This window comes from Pseudomonas sp. JL27(2026) (genome assembly GCF_056933555.1).
On sequence record NZ_CM167794.1, the window covers coordinates 2,478,775 to 2,496,201 of the forward strand.

At 63.0% G+C, this 17,427-nt stretch carries 9 protein-coding genes; 5 read left to right on the plus strand and 4 right to left on the minus strand.

The genetic code is table 11. The features are described 5' to 3' along the window. The first annotated feature begins 218 nt into the window (after positions 1-218). The gene (locus AC1Z1G_RS11305; RefSeq protein ID WP_347905466.1) at positions 219-386 is read left to right on the plus strand and encodes a metallothionein; all 168 of its coding nucleotides are present in this window, start codon (positions 219-221) and stop codon (positions 384-386) included. Positions 387-448: 62 nt separating this feature from the next. Here the strand turns inward: AC1Z1G_RS11305 and AC1Z1G_RS11310 are convergent, their stop codons facing one another. Together AC1Z1G_RS11310 and AC1Z1G_RS11315 are read right to left on the minus strand one after the other, a co-directional pair. Next, positions 449-676, minus strand: coding sequence for a DUF6555 family protein (locus AC1Z1G_RS11310; protein WP_483626993.1), 228 nt, complete (start codon positions 674-676; stop codon positions 449-451). Between the two features lie 125 nt (positions 677-801). Continuing rightward, complete coding sequence (locus AC1Z1G_RS11315) at positions 802-1,758, minus strand: nucleoside-specific channel-forming protein Tsx (RefSeq protein ID WP_483626994.1); 957 nt, start codon at positions 1,756-1,758, stop codon at positions 802-804. A gap of 544 nt (positions 1,759-2,302) precedes the next feature. On the opposite strand from AC1Z1G_RS11315, the gene AC1Z1G_RS11320 reads away from it, so the two are divergent. The 4 genes from AC1Z1G_RS11320 to mnmH all read left to right on the plus strand — a co-directional run bounded on the left by AC1Z1G_RS11320 (position 2,303) and on the right by mnmH (position 15,458). Then, entirely contained in the window at positions 2,303-12,790 is a 10,488-nt protein-coding gene (locus AC1Z1G_RS11320; RefSeq protein WP_483627807.1) for an autotransporter-associated beta strand repeat-containing protein, read from the plus strand. An 82-nt stretch (positions 12,791-12,872) separates the two neighbouring features. Continuing rightward, a complete protein-coding gene (locus tag AC1Z1G_RS11325) occupies positions 12,873-13,232 on the plus strand; it encodes a nuclear transport factor 2 family protein (RefSeq protein ID WP_483626995.1) in 360 nt (119 codons plus the stop codon). Positions 13,233-13,320: 88 nt separating this feature from the next. Then, on the plus strand, positions 13,321-14,355 hold the full coding sequence (gene selD / locus AC1Z1G_RS11330; protein ID WP_483626996.1) for a selenide, water dikinase SelD: 1,035 nt from the start codon (positions 13,321-13,323) through the stop codon (positions 14,353-14,355). Beyond that, positions 14,355-15,458, plus strand: a complete 1,104-nt coding sequence (gene mnmH / locus AC1Z1G_RS11335; protein WP_483626997.1) for a tRNA 2-selenouridine(34) synthase MnmH — start codon at positions 14,355-14,357, stop codon at positions 15,456-15,458. The genes selD and mnmH overlap by 1 nt, the downstream gene beginning before the upstream one ends. A 3-nt stretch (positions 15,459-15,461) precedes the next feature. On the opposite strand, the gene AC1Z1G_RS11340 is transcribed toward mnmH, so the two are convergent. Both AC1Z1G_RS11340 and AC1Z1G_RS11345 read right to left on the minus strand, forming a co-directional pair. Beyond that, positions 15,462-16,514, minus strand: coding sequence for a permease (locus AC1Z1G_RS11340; RefSeq protein ID WP_483626998.1), 1,053 nt, complete (start codon positions 16,512-16,514; stop codon positions 15,462-15,464). A gap of 93 nt (positions 16,515-16,607) precedes the next feature. Next, positions 16,608-17,282 (minus strand): histidine phosphatase family protein, encoded by a 675-nt coding sequence (locus AC1Z1G_RS11345; RefSeq protein WP_483626999.1) that lies wholly within the window; start codon positions 17,280-17,282, stop codon positions 16,608-16,610. Between the last annotated feature and the right edge of the window lie 145 nt (positions 17,283-17,427).

A 17,427-nucleotide genomic window follows, 5' to 3' on the forward strand; every position in this document is an offset into this window, starting at 1 on the left:
CGGGGCCCTGCGTGGCAGATCGCCACAGCATACCTGTCTTTGGCGTGTTGTTTCAGGCTAGAAAGGGTGTGCACCTCATCGGTGGGCGTCGACTACGCTTTGCTCTGAGTAACGACCGTTCTCGCCGTTAGGTAATTTGCGTTCAGGTGCGGGCGGTCGGTGCTTCGGGCATGGCTGTACGGCGGTGTCCGGACGACCCTCACACTGGAGTCAGACTGATGAAAGCAGAAACCTGCGCCTGCCCCAATTGCACCTGCAAACTGGGAGAGCATTCGATTGTTCGCCACGGCAAGCACTATTGCTGTGAAGGCTGTGCCAAGCATCATGAACACGGCGAAGCCTGCGCTGGCAGCGGTTGCAAGTGCGCCAAGGGCGCTCATGGTTGACCGCGACTGCCTGAGCGTGGAGCTCGTCGTGGCTCCACACTCAGTGTCGGGCTGATCAAGGATTAACGCGTCGGCCGCCAGGTGACGTTTTCGATGCCGAACTTTTCCGCCAGTGGCTGGGTGGTTTTTTTCACCTGTTCGCGCCCGAAACGTCCAATCCGACCGACCCCTGCATCACAACTGGCCCAGTGCCAGGCTTGGGCGTTGTCCATCTTCTCCTGGCGGATGATGAAAGATTTGGCGACGCCATGCAGGGTGTATTCAATGACGAAAAGTTTTGCGCTGTTCATAGAGCCCGTATTCCTCCTTGTTGTTATAGAGGGATCGCTGCGGTGCTGAATAATTCACTCCGATTGCCGAACGGGAACTGCATGCAAGACAAGCTGCAGGCAGCTTGTCGATTGAACAGTGCCACTTAAAACTGATAACCGACCCCGGCGTAGTAACCCCAGCCATCGGAACGCGCGCGGAAGTTGCCATCACCGAAGTTCAACTCGCTGCCATCATCCCAGTTGCCGCCGTTGTGGAAGTAACGCCCGACCAGGGTGAAACGCAGGTGGGTGAAGGAGTAGAGCAACACGTTGGTGGCCACCGTGGCATTGGCGGTGCGCGCCGGGTTGTCCTTGTGCAGATCGGACCCGAAATCGAAGTTGGTAAAGCCGATGTAAGTCAGCGATGCACCGTTGCTGAAACTGCTGATCGGCACGATGTACTTCAGCTGTGCACGATAGCCGTCCCAGGAATATTCGTTGCTGGCGCCATAGTTTTCCCACTGGTAGCGCCCATAGACGTTGGCCGACAGGTTGACCCGCGAGTGGGTGTCGATGTCGGTGCCCAGCCCACTGTACAAGGTGTTGGCGCGGTTGGCGGTGCGGCTGCCGTGGTCGTAGATCCAGTCGAAGGCCACATACCATTCCTTGAAAGGCCCGATGGCCAGGCTGCGGCCGGCCAGGTAGTCGATGGAAATGCGCGGTTCGTGCTCCATGAACAGCGGCGAACCGTGGTCCCAGACGCCTTTGTCGTGGCTGTTGCCGATGTCGAAAATCTTCGGGATGTCGACGTAGCCATAGAGTTCGAACGGGCCCTTGCGGCCGAAGTATTCATATTCCAGGTAGATATCGTCGGCCGGTTGCGGCCCGAAGCTGATGTCCTTGCTGCCGATGATCATCAGGTCCTGGTTGAACCAGTCCGACAGGTAAGCCCCCTTTTTCGGCGGGCTGGCTTCGGCGCTCAAGGTTTCACCCTGGGCAGATTCGTCAATGGTGGTTTGTTGTGCCAGGGCGCTGTGGCTGAGTAGTCCTGTAACGGCGCTCAGTAGCAGGGAAACAGCAAAACGGTTGTGCGACGCGGTGCGTGGGGAGGTGAGGTGCATTGAAAATCCTTGTTCGTGCGGGGTTTGGCGAAGCGGGAACGGACGTGTCGGGATGAACCGTTCAAGCAACTGGCGCAAACGTTTGCATGTGTCGTACCAATTTGGAACAGCCATTTGAAAAAATGGGGAGTTTTGTGCGTTAGCTGACGTTTTGGTCAGCGCGCGGGGCGCCGAGGGTCGACAACGGGACAGCGGGGTGTGGCGGAGTGCCACAGCAGTCGCTTCAGTGAGCGGTGGTTGTTTATAACTCATTGAAAATAAAGTGAGTTATTGGAACTGGTGACGAGTAGATAGATCACTTTTAACTAAAGTATTAATGCTATTTAACAGACCCGGAAGTTATGCAGAAGGGGAAGTCTCGTCTAAGTTGCTGAGCAATGATTCATTGTCGTCACGGTCAGGTGTTCGAAGTTGATGCGTGTTAATTCAAGGTGTTGAAGTGGGCTGTGCACGCATTCATGGATGAAGAGTTTGACCCTACAAGGAGTTGAGCGTGGGTAAACGTCAGGTCATGGATGTTATCGGTCATATTTCCCCTCTTTCCATGGCCGTGCGCCTGGGGCTTGCCGGGTTGCTCCTGGGCCTTGCCAGCCCGCAAGCGCTGGCCGCCTGCTCGCCTGCCAGTCCGGCACCAGGGGGCACGGTAACCTGCACCGGTGTTCCGACACTGCCGTTACTGCTCAACACCTTTTCCAGTTCAGTCGATGACCTGACCGTCAATGTGGCCAGTGGTGCCGGGCTCAACGCAGTCCTGGGCGGGACTGCGTTGAACCTGATCGGGAACAACATCACGCTGAACAACGCCGGGACCATCGACCCGGCCTTTGCCGGGCTGATCACCCTGTTGAGCAACGGTGTCGTGATCGGCAACGCGGCCGCTTCCACCGTCAATGTGAGTAACGCCGGCACGGGCGTTCTTCGCGGCTCGTCAGACGTGCTGAGCCTGAACCTCACCACGCTCGACGGCATGGCGCTGAGTATCAATAACGGGGTCGGCGGCACGACGAACATTTCCAACAGCGGCACCATCGATTCATCCGCCTTGCTCGGGTTGACCCTGACCGGCTCCAATGCGCCGGTGGTGGCGGTGTACGGCGGCTCGCAGGTTTCCATGATCAACACGGGCTCCATTGTCGGGCGCGTGGCGTTCGAGTCTTCGGCGGGTGGCAACTCCTTCATCAACACCAGCGCCATCAGCGGCGGTGTGTCGATGGGCGCCAGCAGCACCAACACCTTCACCGCGGTGACCGGGTCGAGCATCTCTGCCGGGGGCGGCACCGGGTTGAGCCTGGGCGGTCTGATCGGTATCGACCTGACGTTTGCGCCAACGGGCCAGATCGACGGTGGTGCCGGTGGCAGCAACAACCTGATCCTGCAAAACCCGATCGGGGTCGGCGGCGGCACTTCGGGTGTCGGCACGGTGTCCAGCGCCAACTACATCAACTTCAATAACCTGCGGGTCGACAGTGGCACCTGGACCTTGCAAGGGCCCTTGGTCAGCGGCAGCGCCACGCTGAACGGCGGTGTTTCGCTGTTCAACAACAACGCGACATTCGGCAGTGGCGTGCTCACCCTCAATGGCGGGATTTTGCAGGCCAGCAACGCCGGCCTGAACCTCAGTAACCTGATCACCCTGGGCAGCAGCGGCGGGACCCTGCAAGGGGCTAACGGCGTGACGTTGTCCGGCGTGATCTCGGGCAGTGGCGGCCTGACCAAGAACGGCACCGGTCAACTGACGCTCAGCGCGGCCAACACCTACGGCGGCAACACCACGATCAACAGCGGTTCAGTGCTGCTGGGCAACAACCTGGCGTTCAGTACCGGGACGGTGACCTTCGGCGGCTCGGCCACGTTGTCGGCACCGGGGACGGTCACGCTGAACAACCTCATCACCCTCAACAGCAACATGACCACCACCGGCACGGGCAGCCTGACGCTGGCGGGGCAGGTCAGTGGCACCGGCGGGATCAACAAGAGCGGCAGCGGCAGCCTGACGCTCAGCGGCAACAACACCGGCTACACCGGCACGACAAACCTGAACACCGGCACCCTGACGGTGGGCAACAACAATGCGCTGGGCACCGGAGCGCTGATCGTCAACGGCGGCGCGAACCTGGACACCTCCGGGGTGGTGAGCCTGGCCAATAACGTGACGCTCAATGCCAACCTGAGCACCGCGGGCAACAACGCACTGACGTTGGGCGGCGTGATCTCCGGCGCCGGGGGGCTGATCAAGAACGGCTCGGCTGACCTGACGGTGACGGGCAACAACACGTATCAGGGACCAACCTCACTCAATGGTGGCCGGTTACTGGTCGGCTCCAACACCGCGCTGGGGACGGCGGCCCTGAACACTGCCGCAGGCACCACGCTGGACGCCACCACCGGCGTCACCCTGGCCAATAACGTCAACATGGCGGCGGACCTGACCCTCGGCGGCTCCCAGGCACTGACCCTTACGGGGGCGCTCAACGGTGCTGGCGGGATCATCAAGAACGGCAGCGCGGCCCTGACGCTCAGCGGCAACAATGGCTTTCTCGGCAACACCTCGCTGAACGTGGGTTCACTGATTGTCGGCTCGAACTCGGCGTTGAGCCTGGGAAGCTTGAACGCGGCAGGCAACACTACGCTGGATGCCAATGCGACGGTGTCGCTGAGCAACGCGCTGAATCTTGCGGGCAACCTGAACCTGGGCGGCAGCGCTGACCTGACCCTGAGCGGTGTGATCGCCGGCAGCGGTGGCCTGACCAAAAATGGCGCGGCCAACCTGATCCTCAGCGGCGCCAATACGTTCCTCGCGGGCACCACGCTCAACGCCGGAACCCTGACGGTAAACAACAACGCGGCGCTGAGCAGTGGCGCGTTGACCGTTGGCGGTGCGGCGACCCTCGCCAACAGCGCGGGCATTGCCCTGGCCAATGACGTTGTCCTCAATGCCGACCTGACCCTGGCCGGTACCAACGCCCTGACCCTGGACGGCGTGATCAGCGGCGCCAGTCAATTGATCAAGAACGGCGCGCAGAACCTGACCCTCAACGGTGCCAACACCTTCCAGGGGGGCGCGACCCTGAACGCAGGCTCGCTGACGCTGGGCAATGCGACGGCGCTGGGCACCGGCGCCCTGACCGTGGCGGGCGCCAGTTCCCTGGACAGCGGCAGCGCGTTGACGGTGAACAATGCCGTCAACCTCAACGCCAACCTGACCGTCGCAGGTACCAATGCCCTGACCCTGGGCGGTGTGGTCGGTGGCGCGGGAGGCTTGACCAAGTCCGGCAGTTCAAGCCTGACCCTCAGCGGCAACAATACCTATCAGGGCACCACGACACTCAACGGCGGCTCGTTGATCGTCGGCTCCAACACTGCGCTGGGCACTGGGGCGTTGAACGCTGCGGCAGGTACGACCCTCGACGCCAGCACGGCGACGACCCTCGGCAATAGCGTCAACCTGGGTGGTAACCTGACCATCGCGGGCACCAACGGCCTGACCCTGGGCGGCGTGATCAACGGCGTCGGCGGGTTGATCAAGAACGGCGCGGCGGACCTGATTCTCAACGGCGCCAACGGGTACCTGGGCAACACCGCGCTCAACGTCGGCAAACTGATCGTTGGCAACAACAGCGCGCTCGGCAGCGGTGCCCTGAACGCGGCAGCCGCAACGACACTGGACACCAACACGGCCGTGACCCTGAACAATCAGGTGAACCTGGCCGGTGCCCTGACGGTTGGCGGTACGGCAGACCTGACCCTGGCAGGCCTGGTCAACGGCGCGGGCAGTTTGGTCAAGAACGGTGCGGCCAACCTGATTCTCACCGGTGCCAACGGTTTCCTTGGTGGTACCACGCTCAACGCCGGCACCCTGACGGTCGGCAACGGTTCGGCGCTGGGGACCAGCGCACTGACGGTGGGCGGGGCAGCGACTCTGGACAGCACCGCAGCGGTCACCCTGAACAATGGCGTGGCCCTGAATGCCAACCTGACGGTTGGCGGCACCCATGCCATGACGCTGGATGGCGTCATCAGCGGTGCCAGCCAATTGATCAAGAACGGCGCGGCCAACCTCACGCTCAACGGCATCAATACCTTCCAGGGCGGCACCGCCCTGAATGCCGGGACACTGACCCTGGGCAATGCCTCGGCATTGGGCACCGACGCACTGACCGTCGGCGGCGCTGCCACCCTGGACAACAGCGCTGCATTCACACTGGGCAACGCGCTTGCGTTGAATGCCGACCTGAGTGTGGCGGGCAACAATGGCCTGACCTTGAGCGGTGTGATCAGCGGCAGCGGCGCCTTGATCAAAAACGGTCCGGATGACCTGATCCTGAGCGGCACCAACACCTTCACAGGCGCGCTGAACGTTGTGAGCGGTAGCGTAAGCACCGCCAGCACCGGCGCCTTTGGCAACACCTCCGGCGCGAACATCAGCGCCGGTGCGAGTCTGAATGTGGGGGCCAACGGCAGCCTGGCGGGCCTGACCGGCAGCGGCGGTGTGCTGATCGGGGCGGGCAACACCTTGAGTGTCGGCGGTGTCAGTACCACCAGTACCTTCGGCGGCGACATCAGCGGCACTGGCAGCCTGACCAAGGTCGGTACCGGTACCTTCAACCTGACCGGGACCAACGGCATTACCGGCAACACCGTGGTCAACGGTGGCACCTTGAACCTCAGCGGGTCACTGGGCAGTTCCACCGTAGCCGTCAACACGGGCGCTACCCTGACCGGCACCGGCTCGTTGCTGGGGGCAGTGAGCATCAACAGCGGCGGGCACCTGGCCCTGAGTTCCGGCAGCACATTGTCGGCAGGCTCCCTGGCGATGAGCAGCACCGGCAATATGGATGTGAGCCTGGGCGCACCGTCCACCACGTCCTTGCTCAATGTTGGCGGCAACCTGACGCTGGACGGCCTGCTGAACGTGACCGATGCCGGTGGCTTTGGCACGGGCGTCTATCGCTTGATCAACTACACCGGCAGCCTTACAGATCTGGGCCTGGACATCGGCAGCATCCCGGTGGGTTTCAGCCTGGGGGATCTGCAAGTGCAGACGTCCGTCGGCAACCAGATCAACCTGGTGGTCGCGGCCTCGAACCCCAATATCCGTTTCTGGGACGGCAGCCAGACCACGCCTAACGGCACCGTGGACGGTGGCACCGGCACCTGGAATCTTGGCAGCACCAACTGGACATCGGCCAACGGTACACTCAATCAAACCTGGGCCAGTGACTACGCGGTGTTCCAGGGCACGGCGGGAACGGTCACCGTGGCCGGCACGCAAGCGTTCACTGGCATGCAGTTCGTCACGGACGGCTACAACCTGGTGACGGGGGCAGCGGGTCAACTGACGGCGGTCAACGGTACGGGCGGTAATGCGGCGATTCGGGTCGACCCGGGTTCCACCGCGACCCTTGGCGTGGCCATCAACGGCTCTGGCACCCTGGCCAAACTCGACAGCGGTACCCTGGTGCTCAACGGCGCCAACAGCTACACCGGCGGCACGTTGCTCAATGGCGGTACGTTGGTGGTGGGCAGCAACACTGCGCTGGGCACCGGCCTGGTCACTGCGGCCGCAGGCACCACGCTGGACAGCAACACGGCAGTCACGCTGGGCAACGCCGTGAATCTGGCGGGCAACCTCACGGTGGCAGGCAGTAACGCGCTGACCCTGAACGGGGCGATTGGCGGCACGGGTGGCCTGATCAAAACCGGTGCGGCCAGCCTGACCCTCGGCGGCAATAACACCTACCTCGGGCCTACCGCGCTGAACGCGGGCGGGTTGATCCTGGCCGCCAACACCGCGCTGGGTCCTGGCGCGCTGAATGCCGCCAACGGCACCACGCTGGATGCGAGCAGTGCGGTGAGTATCAGCAACGTGCTGAACCTGGCCGGTAGCCTGGGCATCGGCGGCACCGCCAACCTGACCCTGGGCGGCGCCATCAACGGGGCGGGCAGCCTGACCAAAAATGGCGCGGCCAACCTGATCCTCAACGCGGCCAACGGTTTCCTCGGTGGCACCACGCTGAACGCCGGGACCCTGACCGTCGGTAATACGGCGGCACTGGGGTTGGGCAATGTGACGGTCGCCGGGGCGTCGACCCTGGACAGCAACGCCGGCCTGACGCTGGGCAACAACGTTGCGTTGAACGCTAACCTGGCCGTTGGCGGCAGCCACGCGCTGACCCTCGGCGGTGTCCTCAGTGGCACCGGCGCGTTGACCAAGAATGGCAGCGCCAACCTGACCCTGAATGGCGTCAACACCTTCCAGGGCGGCACCACATTGAACGCCGGGACACTGACTCTCGGTGCCGCTGCGGGGTTGGGCACGGGTGCGCTGACCGTCGGCGGCGCGTCGACGCTGGACAGCACGTCGGTGCTGAGCCTGGTCAACGGCGTGAACGTCAACGCGGCCCTGAACGTGGCGGGCAGCAACAACCTGACCCTGTCCGGCGTGGTGGCCGGCACCGGTACCCTGAGCAAAAATGGCAGCGCGGACCTGACCCTCAGCGGGGCCAACACCTTTGGCGGGTTGTTCAACGTGCTCGGCGGTAGCCTCAGTACCCTCGGCGGTTCGGCCCTGGGCAACAACGCCGGGGTCAACCTGGCGACCGGGACCCAGCTCAACCTCGGCGGTTCTGCCAGCATCGCAAGCCTGACCGGCAGCGGCACGGCGCTGATCGGGGCTGGCAACACGTTGAGCATCGGCGGCAACAACCTGAGTAGCACCTTCGACGGTGTGCTGACCGGCAGTGGCCTGCTGAGCAAACTCGGCACCGGCACCTTGAGCCTCACCGGCAACAGCACCCTGACCGGCGATACCAGCGTCAACGGTGGCACGCTTGACCTCAGCGGTTCGCTGGCCAGCACCAACGTAGCGGTGAACAGCGGCGGGACCCTGACCGGCAGCGGCAACCTGAGCGGTGCGGTCACGGTCGCCAACGGTGGTCATCTGGCCCTGAGCAGCGGCAACACCTTGTCAGTGGGTTCGCTGGTGTTGGCACCCAATGCCAACCTGGATGTCGGTCTAGGGGTTCCGGTATCGGGCGGCGGCACCTCGCTGCTCAATGTCGGCGGCAACCTGACCCTTGACGGCACCTTGAACGTCAGCGACATCGGCGGCTTCGGCAGCGGCGTGTATCGGCTGATCAACTACACCGGCGCCCTCACCGACAACGGTCTGGTGGTCGGCACCGTGCCGGGCAGTGTGGTGCCGGGTGATCTGCAAGTGCAGACTGCGGTCGGCAGTCAGGTCAACGTGCTGGTGACTGCGCCGAACACCACGGTGCAATTCTGGGACGGCAGCCAGTTGGTCGGCAACGGGGCCATCGACGGCGGCACCGGGACGTGGGGCAGCGGCACCACCAACTGGACGAATGTGGACGGCACGCTCAATCAAGCCTGGGGCAACAGCTTTGCGGTGTTCCAGGGCGCGGCGGGCACGGTCACAGTCAACGGTGCGCAAAGCATCACCGGTCTGCAATTCGTCACCAACGGCTACAACGTGGTGTCGGGGGCGGGCGGGACACTGACGGCGGTGAATGGCGGCACCGGCAACACGGCCATCCGTGTCGATCCGGGTGTGACCGCGACCCTCGGCGTGGCCATCAATGGCGCGGGTACGCTGGCCAAACTCGACAGCGGCACCCTGGTGCTCAGTGGCGCCAATGGCTATACCGGGGGCACCGCCCTCAATGGCGGTAGCCTGGTCGTCGGCAACAACAGCGCATTGGGCAGTGGTGTGTTGACCGCCGCCAATGGCACCACGCTGGACAGTAACAACGCAGTCAGCCTGAGCAACGCCGCGGTGCTGAACGGTGCGCTGAACGTGGCGGGCTCCAATGCACTGACATTGGGAGGCATCGTCAGCGGCGTGGGCAGCCTGATCAAGAATGGCGCGGCAAGCCTGACCCTCACAGGCATCAACACCTATCAGGGCGGTACTCAACTCAACGCCGGGCAGTTGATCCTCGGCAACAACGCGGCGATGGGCAGTGCTGCCCTGAGCGTGGGCGGCAATGCACAACTCGACAGCCTGGTAGCGCTGCAACTGGCCAATGCGCTCAATCTGGGGGCCCAATTGACCTTGGCCGGCAGCCAGGACCTGACCCTCAGCGGCGTCGTCAGCGGCACCGGCAGCCTGGTGAAAAACGGCAACGGCGCGCTGGTGCTCAGCGGCGCCAACACCTACAGCGGCGGCACCACGCTCAACGGTGGCAGCACCAGCGGCAACACCAGCAGCCTGCAAGGGGCGATCCTCAACAACGCGTCCCTGACGTTCGCGCAAAACAGCAACGGCACGTACAGCGGCAACCTCACCGGCACGGGGGCATTGATCAAAAGCGGCAGCGGCGATTTGTTGCTGACCGGCACTAACGCCCTGACCGGTGCGACCAACGTCCAGGCCGGTGGCTTGCTGATCAATGGCAGCCTCGGCAGCACCAGTGTGAACGTTGCATCGGGGGCCAAACTCGGCGGCAGCGGCCAGATTGCGGGTGCCGTGCAACTGAGCAATGGCGCGAGCCTGACGGCGGGGGGCGCTGCGACACCGTTGTCGGTCGGCGCATTGAGCCTGGCGTCTGGCAGCACACTGGACTTCACCCTTGGCCAGGCCGCCAGTTCGACCACCGTGGTCAACGTGGCCGGCAACCTGACCCTCGACGGTACGCTGAACATCACCAAAGGCGATGCCTTCGGCACCGGTATCTATCAACTGTTCCGCTACGGCGGCAGCCTGACCGATAACGGCTTGAGCTATGGCACCTTGCCGGGTGGCGTACTGCCCGCGAGCCTGTTCCTGCAAACCGCGGTGGCCAATCAGGTCAACCTGCTGGTGCAGAACACCCCGGGTGAGGTGCAATTCTGGAACGGTGGCAAGACGAATGCCGACGGCACCATCAGCGGTGGCAGCGGCACCTGGGGGCCAGGCACAAACTGGACCGACCCCAACGGTACGCAGAGCCAGGGCACGAACAATCAGTTCGCGGTCTTTGGCGGGCAGGGCGGCACGGTCACTGTGGTGGGTAATCAAGGGTTCACCGGGTTGCAGTTCCTCGACCCCGGTTACACCCTGGTTGCAGGCAGCGGCGGCAGTTTGAGCCCGACCAATGCGGCTGACGGCACGCTGGCCGCCGTACGGGTCAATGCCGGCGTCACCGCTCAGATCGACGCACCCTTGGTGGGCACTGGCGGGATCGAAAAACTCGATGCCGGGACCTTGCTGCTGACTGGCGCCAACACCTACAGCGGTGGCACCACCATCAGCGGCGGCACCCTGGCTGGTAACACCACCAGCCTGCAAGGTCGCTTCCTCAACAATGCGCGGATGCTGTTCGCACAGAACACCAATGGTCGTTTCAACGGTGTCATCAATGGCAGTGGCAGTCTGGTCAAACAGGGTGCCGGGCTGTTGCTGATCACCGGCAACCAGCCATTCAGCGGGACCGTGTCGGTGGAGCAAGGCGTGCTGCAAGTGGGTGATCGCAGCAATCCGACCACGTTCGGCGGTCAGGTCACTGTGGCCAATGGCGCCGGTTTGAGCGGCAACGGCAGCGTGGGTTCGCTGACCAACCATGGTCTGGTGCAGTCCGGTGCTTCGGCTGGCACGCTCAGTGTGGCGGGTAATTTCACCAACGCCGCGGACGGTGTGCTCGACCTGACGGTGACGTCGCCAACGAGCACCGTGCTCGCGGTTGGCGGCACGGCGACCCTGGGCGGCGGGCTGCAAGTGCACACCCTGCAGCCTTACACCGGTGACAAGACGTATTCGCTGATTACCGCTGGCGGCGGGGTCAACGGCACGTTCAGCGCCACCAGCCTGCCGAACCTGGCGTTCCTCAACACGGCGCTGGTGTACAGCGCCAACCAGGTCGGGCTGAGCGTTACCCGAAATCAGACGACATTCGCCCAGGTGGCCAACACCACCAACCAACGCGGTGTCGCTGGCGCGTTGGATGCTTATGTGGGAGATGACGAGGATGAGGCCGAGGCGCTGAACTACCAGATTCTCAATCTGGATCAGGCTTCCGCCCGTTCAGCGTTCGATAGCCTGTCGGGGGAAATCCACGCCAGTACCGTCAGTGCGATGCTTGAAGACTCCCGGTACGTGCGCGATGCCCTCAACGACCGCATGCGTCAACCGGGTTGCAGTGCTCAGGACGATCCGCGGCGCACGCTGGCCTCCAGCGAAAATCGTCTGAGCAGCGAAGGTTGCCAAGGGGAGATGGTGGGCTGGATGCGCGTTCTCGGTGGCTGGGGTGACATGGACGGCGACAGCAATGCGGCCAGGCTGGACCGCAACCTGTCCGGTTTCATGCTCGGCACCGACCGTCAGCTCGACGAACAATGGCGCGCCGGTGCGGCCGTGGGTTACACCCGCAGCGACCTGAGCGTGGACCAGCGTCGGTCCGATGCCTCGGTGAACACTACGCACCTGGCGGCGTACGTGAACTCGCAGTTCGATGCGGTGGCAGTGCGTCTGGGCGCGGCGTACAGCTGGCACAAGATCGAAACCAAACGGGACGTCAGTGTCGGCAGCTATAGCGATCGCCTGAAAGCCGATTACGACGCGCAGAGTGCCCAGGTGTTCGGTGAAGTCGGTTACGCCCTGGAAACTGCCGGTGTGGCGCTGGAACCTTTCGTCGGCCTGTCTTACGTCAACTATGACAGTGACACCGGCAAAGAGAAGGGGGGGGCCGCACGCCTGAAAACCGATGCCAGCCAGGACGTTACTTTCTCCACGGTCGGCCTGCGCGCCGGTAAGCGCATCACCTTGTCCAACGGCTCGCAGATCACCCCGCGCGCTGCACTGGGCTGGCGACATGCCTACGGCGATACCCAACCCAATGCCGACTTGACCTTCATTGACAGCGGCACTACGTTTACCACTCAGGGCGTACCGATTGCCAAGGACAGCGCACTGGTCGAGGCCGGTCTGGATTACCAGATCAGCCCCGCCGGCAAGCTGGGTATCGGTTACTCCGGCCAGTTGTCCCACGACAACAAGGACCACGCCATGACCATCAGTTTCAGCCTCGGTTTCTGATTTTGCCGAGGACTGACCGCCGCCCTTCAGGGCGGCTTTTTTTTGCTGCTACAGTTGGTTTTTTTGACGGAGCGTGACGGCCATGGACCTGCATCACCATCTGTTGCACCTCGAAGCACGGCTTCAGGGGCAGGCAACACGGGCTGACGCCCAGGCGCTCTCGCAACTGATTGCCGATGACTTTCTTGAATTCGGTGCCAGTGGTAATGCCTGGAGTAAAACGGACGTTGTCCAGCGTCTGCCTGACGAGCCGTTTACCGAACGCACCATCAGCGATTTTTCGGCCAGGCTCTTGTCTGAGTCCGTCGCACTGGTGACCTACCGCTCCCGGCGTGCGGCAGCCATCGGGCAGTCGGAACAGGTGTCTTTGCGCAGCTCGGTCTGGCGCAAGCAGAAGGAGCAATGGCAAATGGTCTTTCACCAAGGCACGCCACAATCGTAAAGCGCCCCCGGACACCGGGCGGCGATGAATGCCGACAGGCTCTGGCGCTCTGCTAGAATCGCCACCTTGACTTGACGAGGTGCACCCCATGAGCGAGCCGATTCGCCTGACCCAGTACAGCCACGGTGCCGGTTGCGGCTGCAAGATTTCCCCGCAGGTGCTGGAAGTGATTCTGGCCGGTAGCGGCGCGCAGAACCTGGACCCGAAACTCTGGGTCGGCAATGCCTCACGCGATGACGCGGCGGTGTATGCCATCGACGACGAACGCGGCGTGGTCTCGACCACCGATTTCTTCATGCCGATCGTCGATGATCCGTTCGATTTCGGCCGCATCGCGGCCACCAACGCAATCAGCGACATCTATGCCATGGGCGGCGATCCGCTGATGGCGATTGCGATTCTCGGCTGGCCGGTCAACGTGCTGGCGCCGGAGATTGCCCGGGAAGTGATTCGCGGCGGCCGTTCGGTGTGTGACGAGGCGGGCATCCCTCTGGCCGGCGGGCATTCGATTGACGCCCCCGAGCCGATCTTCGGCCTGGCGGTGACCGGCCTGGTGCAAAAGCGCCACATGAAACGCAATGACACCGCCACCGTCGGGTGCCTGTTGTACCTGACCAAACCCCTGGGCATCGGCATCCTCACGACGGCCGAGAAGAAAGGCAAACTGCGCGACAGCGACGTGGGCCTGGCCCGTGACTGGATGTGCACCCTGAACAAACCCGGCAGCCGTTTCGGCAAACTGGACGGGGTGACCGCCATGACCGACGTCACCGGGTTCGGTTTGTTGGGGCATCTGGTGGAAATGGCCGATGGCAGCGGCGTGACGGCGCGCATCCACTATGATCGCGTGCCGCGCTTGCCGGGCGTTGAGTATTACCTGGACCAGGGCTGCATTCCCGGCGGCACCTTGCGCAACTTTGACAGCTACGCCGACAAGCTCGGTCGCGTGCAGGAACTGCACAAACGGGTGTTGTGCGATCCACAGACCAGCGGCGGCTTGTTGATTGCCGTCACGCCGCAAGGCAACGAAGCGTTCCTGGCGATGGCCGCTGAACTGGGACTCAACCTGGCGCCGATCGGTGAACTGATCGAGCGACAGAGCAACGCGGTAGAGGTGATCTGATGCCTGTCGATATCACCGACTACCGCGACATTTTCCTCACCGACCGGCCGATGATGGACACCCGTGCGCCGATTGAATTCAGCAAGGGGTCGTTCCCTGGCGTGGTCAACCTGCCGCTGATGACCGATATCGAACGGGCTCGCGTCGGCACCTGCTACAAGCAGCAGGGGCAACAGGCGGCGATTGTGCTGGGGCACGAGTTGGTGTCGGGCGCCATCAAGGCTGAACGTATCCAGGCCTGGGCGGATTTTGCCCGGGCCAACCCCAGGGGCTATCTCTATTGTTTTCGCGGGGGCATGCGCTCGCAGATCGTCCAGCAATGGCTCAAGGATGAAGCCGGCATCGACTACCCTCGGGTCGGTGGTGGTTACAAGGCGATGCGTACCTTCCTGCTGGATACGGTCGATTCAGCCGTCGCGCAATGTGATTTCGTGTTGCTGGGCGGCATGACCGGCACCGGCAAGACCGAGGTGCTGACACGCTTGAGCAATGGCCTGGACCTGGAAGGTCACGCCAATCATCGTGGCTCCAGTTTTGGCAAACGGGCGACCGGCCAACCTTCCAACATTGATTTCGAAAACCGTCTGGCCGTTGACGTGCTGAAGAAGCGTGCCAAGGGTATCGAACACTTTGTGCTTGAGGACGAGAGCCGCATGGTCGGCAGTTGCGCCTTGCCGTTGCCGCTGTACCAAGGCATGCAACGCTATCCGATGGTCTGGCTCGAAGACAGTCTGGCTGGGCGCGTCGAGCGCATCCTGCGCGATTACGTGGTGGACCTGTGCGCCGAGTTCGTTGCGGTGCACGGTGATGAGGGCTTTGCACTGTTCGCCGAGCGCTTGCTGGCCAGTTTGAACAACATCAGCAAACGCCTGGGGGGCGAGCGTCACCAGCGTTTGTACGAGGTCATGGAGGCCGCGCTGGCCGAGCAGGCCCGCAGCGGTGTGGTGGACTTGCACCGAGACTGGATCGAAGGGCTATTGAGCGAGTACTACGACCCGATGTACGCCTTTCAGCGTGAGAAGAAAGGCGCCCGCATCGAATTCGCCGGGGAGCAGGCTGCCGTGCTCGAATACTTGCGTGAGCGCAGCAGCCAGCAGGGCTGAGGGTTAAAGCAGGGCGGCGGCGATCAGCCCGCTGATCACGCCGACCAGCATGGTCAGCAGGGCGACGGTCACCAGCACCCGGGTGTCGAAGTCCTTGCGCAGCATCAGCAGCGACGGCAGGCTGATGCTCGGCAGGGTCATCAGCAAGGCCACGGCCGGTGCGGTGCCCATGCCCAGCGCCATCATGGTCTGCACGATCGGGATTTCAGCGGCGGTGGGAATCACGAACAGTGTGCCGACGATGGCCAGTGGCACCAGCCACAACAGGCTGTTGGCCATGGCGCCATCAACGTGCGGGAACAGCCAGACCCGAGCCGCGCCCAGCACCAGTACCGCCAGTACGTAAATCGGGATGGTGCTCCAGAACAACTGCCACAAGGTGCGCGCCCAGCGAGTGAGGAACGGCTCGCTGTCGACCTTGCTGGCGGCGGTCACTGCGTCCAGCGCCGCCTCCGGCAGTTGTTCGGGGCGCGCGATGCGCTGGGCCACCAGCGACACCCCCAGCACCAGGACAACCCCGGCCACCAGGCGCAATGCGGTGAATCCCCAGCCGAGCACGAAGCCCATGAACACCAGTGTCGCGGGGTTGAGCACCGGGTTGCCGATCCAGAAGGCCAGCGCCGCGCCCACCGAGACGTTCTGTCGGCGCATGCCTGCCGCAACCGGCGCAGCACAGCAGGAACACATCATCCCTGGCAGGGCGAACAGCCCGCCGCGCAGGGTCGAGGCGAAACCGGCGCGACCGAACAGGCGCAACAGCCAGTCGCGGGGGATCAATACTTGCAGCAGCGAGCCGAGGATGACCGCCAGCACGGCGGCTTTCCAGATGGCCAGGAAGTACACCTTGGCGTAGGCCAGGGCGGCGGCCAGCGGGGCACTTTGTTCATCGTTGAGAATCGAGGCGCCAATGCTGTGATTGTCGGCGGCGACAAACGCCTTGAGGTAGTAGGGCGACCACTTGACGTAGTACAGGCCCACGCAGGCGACCAGCAGGAAGAGGGCGGGTTTCCACCAGAACGACCAGCCCCGTTGAGGGGCGGCGAAGGAATTGGGCATGGAGAGGTTCCGGACAGTCAGGACAGACGCCGCATCATACCCCAACCCCGTTTCATTCATGGCCTCGATGGTGTGTGGGCGCTAGTCACTCGTTTATGTCGGACATGTCTGCTGGCCGTTATCCAGCCCTTGCTTGTAGCTGTGGCTGAGCAGGGTGGCCTTGCCGTTGTGCCAGGTCAGCGTCAGCACATACAAGGTGTCGAAATCGCTGGATTTCCAGTCGTCGGTGATCGTGCGTTTTTCGCCGAGGGCTTCTTCGGCCACTTTGTTGATCAGTTCCGGCAGGTAACCGTGGGACCAGGCCGTGTAAATGATGGAGTTGTGGTACTTGTCGTGCATCAACTCGTCGGCCAGGGCACTGGTGTCGTTGGCTGAGAACTCAATGTTCACCGGCAGGCCGAGTTTGATGGCGCTGGGGCTGATGGTCATCAGGGGGCGAATGTAGCTGTAGGAATTGTCGAACTCGCCCTCTTCAACATTGCGTGTCGGGTTGGCGGCGAAGACGTAATTGGCCTTGCCGAACTTTTCCGGCAACAGTGTCGCCAGGTCGATGGCACGGTTCAGGCCCTGGCAGTTCAACTGGCCAAGGCCACCGGCAGGTTTCTCCGCGTGGCGCAGGAACACCAGGGTTTGCGTGCCGTCAGCCGGTTGGGCGCGGCTTTCGCTGGACTCCAGCGACAGGAGCAGGCCGCAGACCATCAGCAGCGACGGTACGAACACGTAGCTACGGTGCTTCAAGCGTTTGGCGAGGTTCAGCAGGTTGGTCATTGAATAGTCGATCTTCAGCACATTCGATTAAGGCTGACAAACCTTTGCACCGCGAGCGCCCTGCATCGGGTGGTTTTCCCTGTCATTGAAACTGTCCGTCTGCCCAAAGGGCATTGCTCAGAGTCCCGTGGTGCACTTTGGTTCG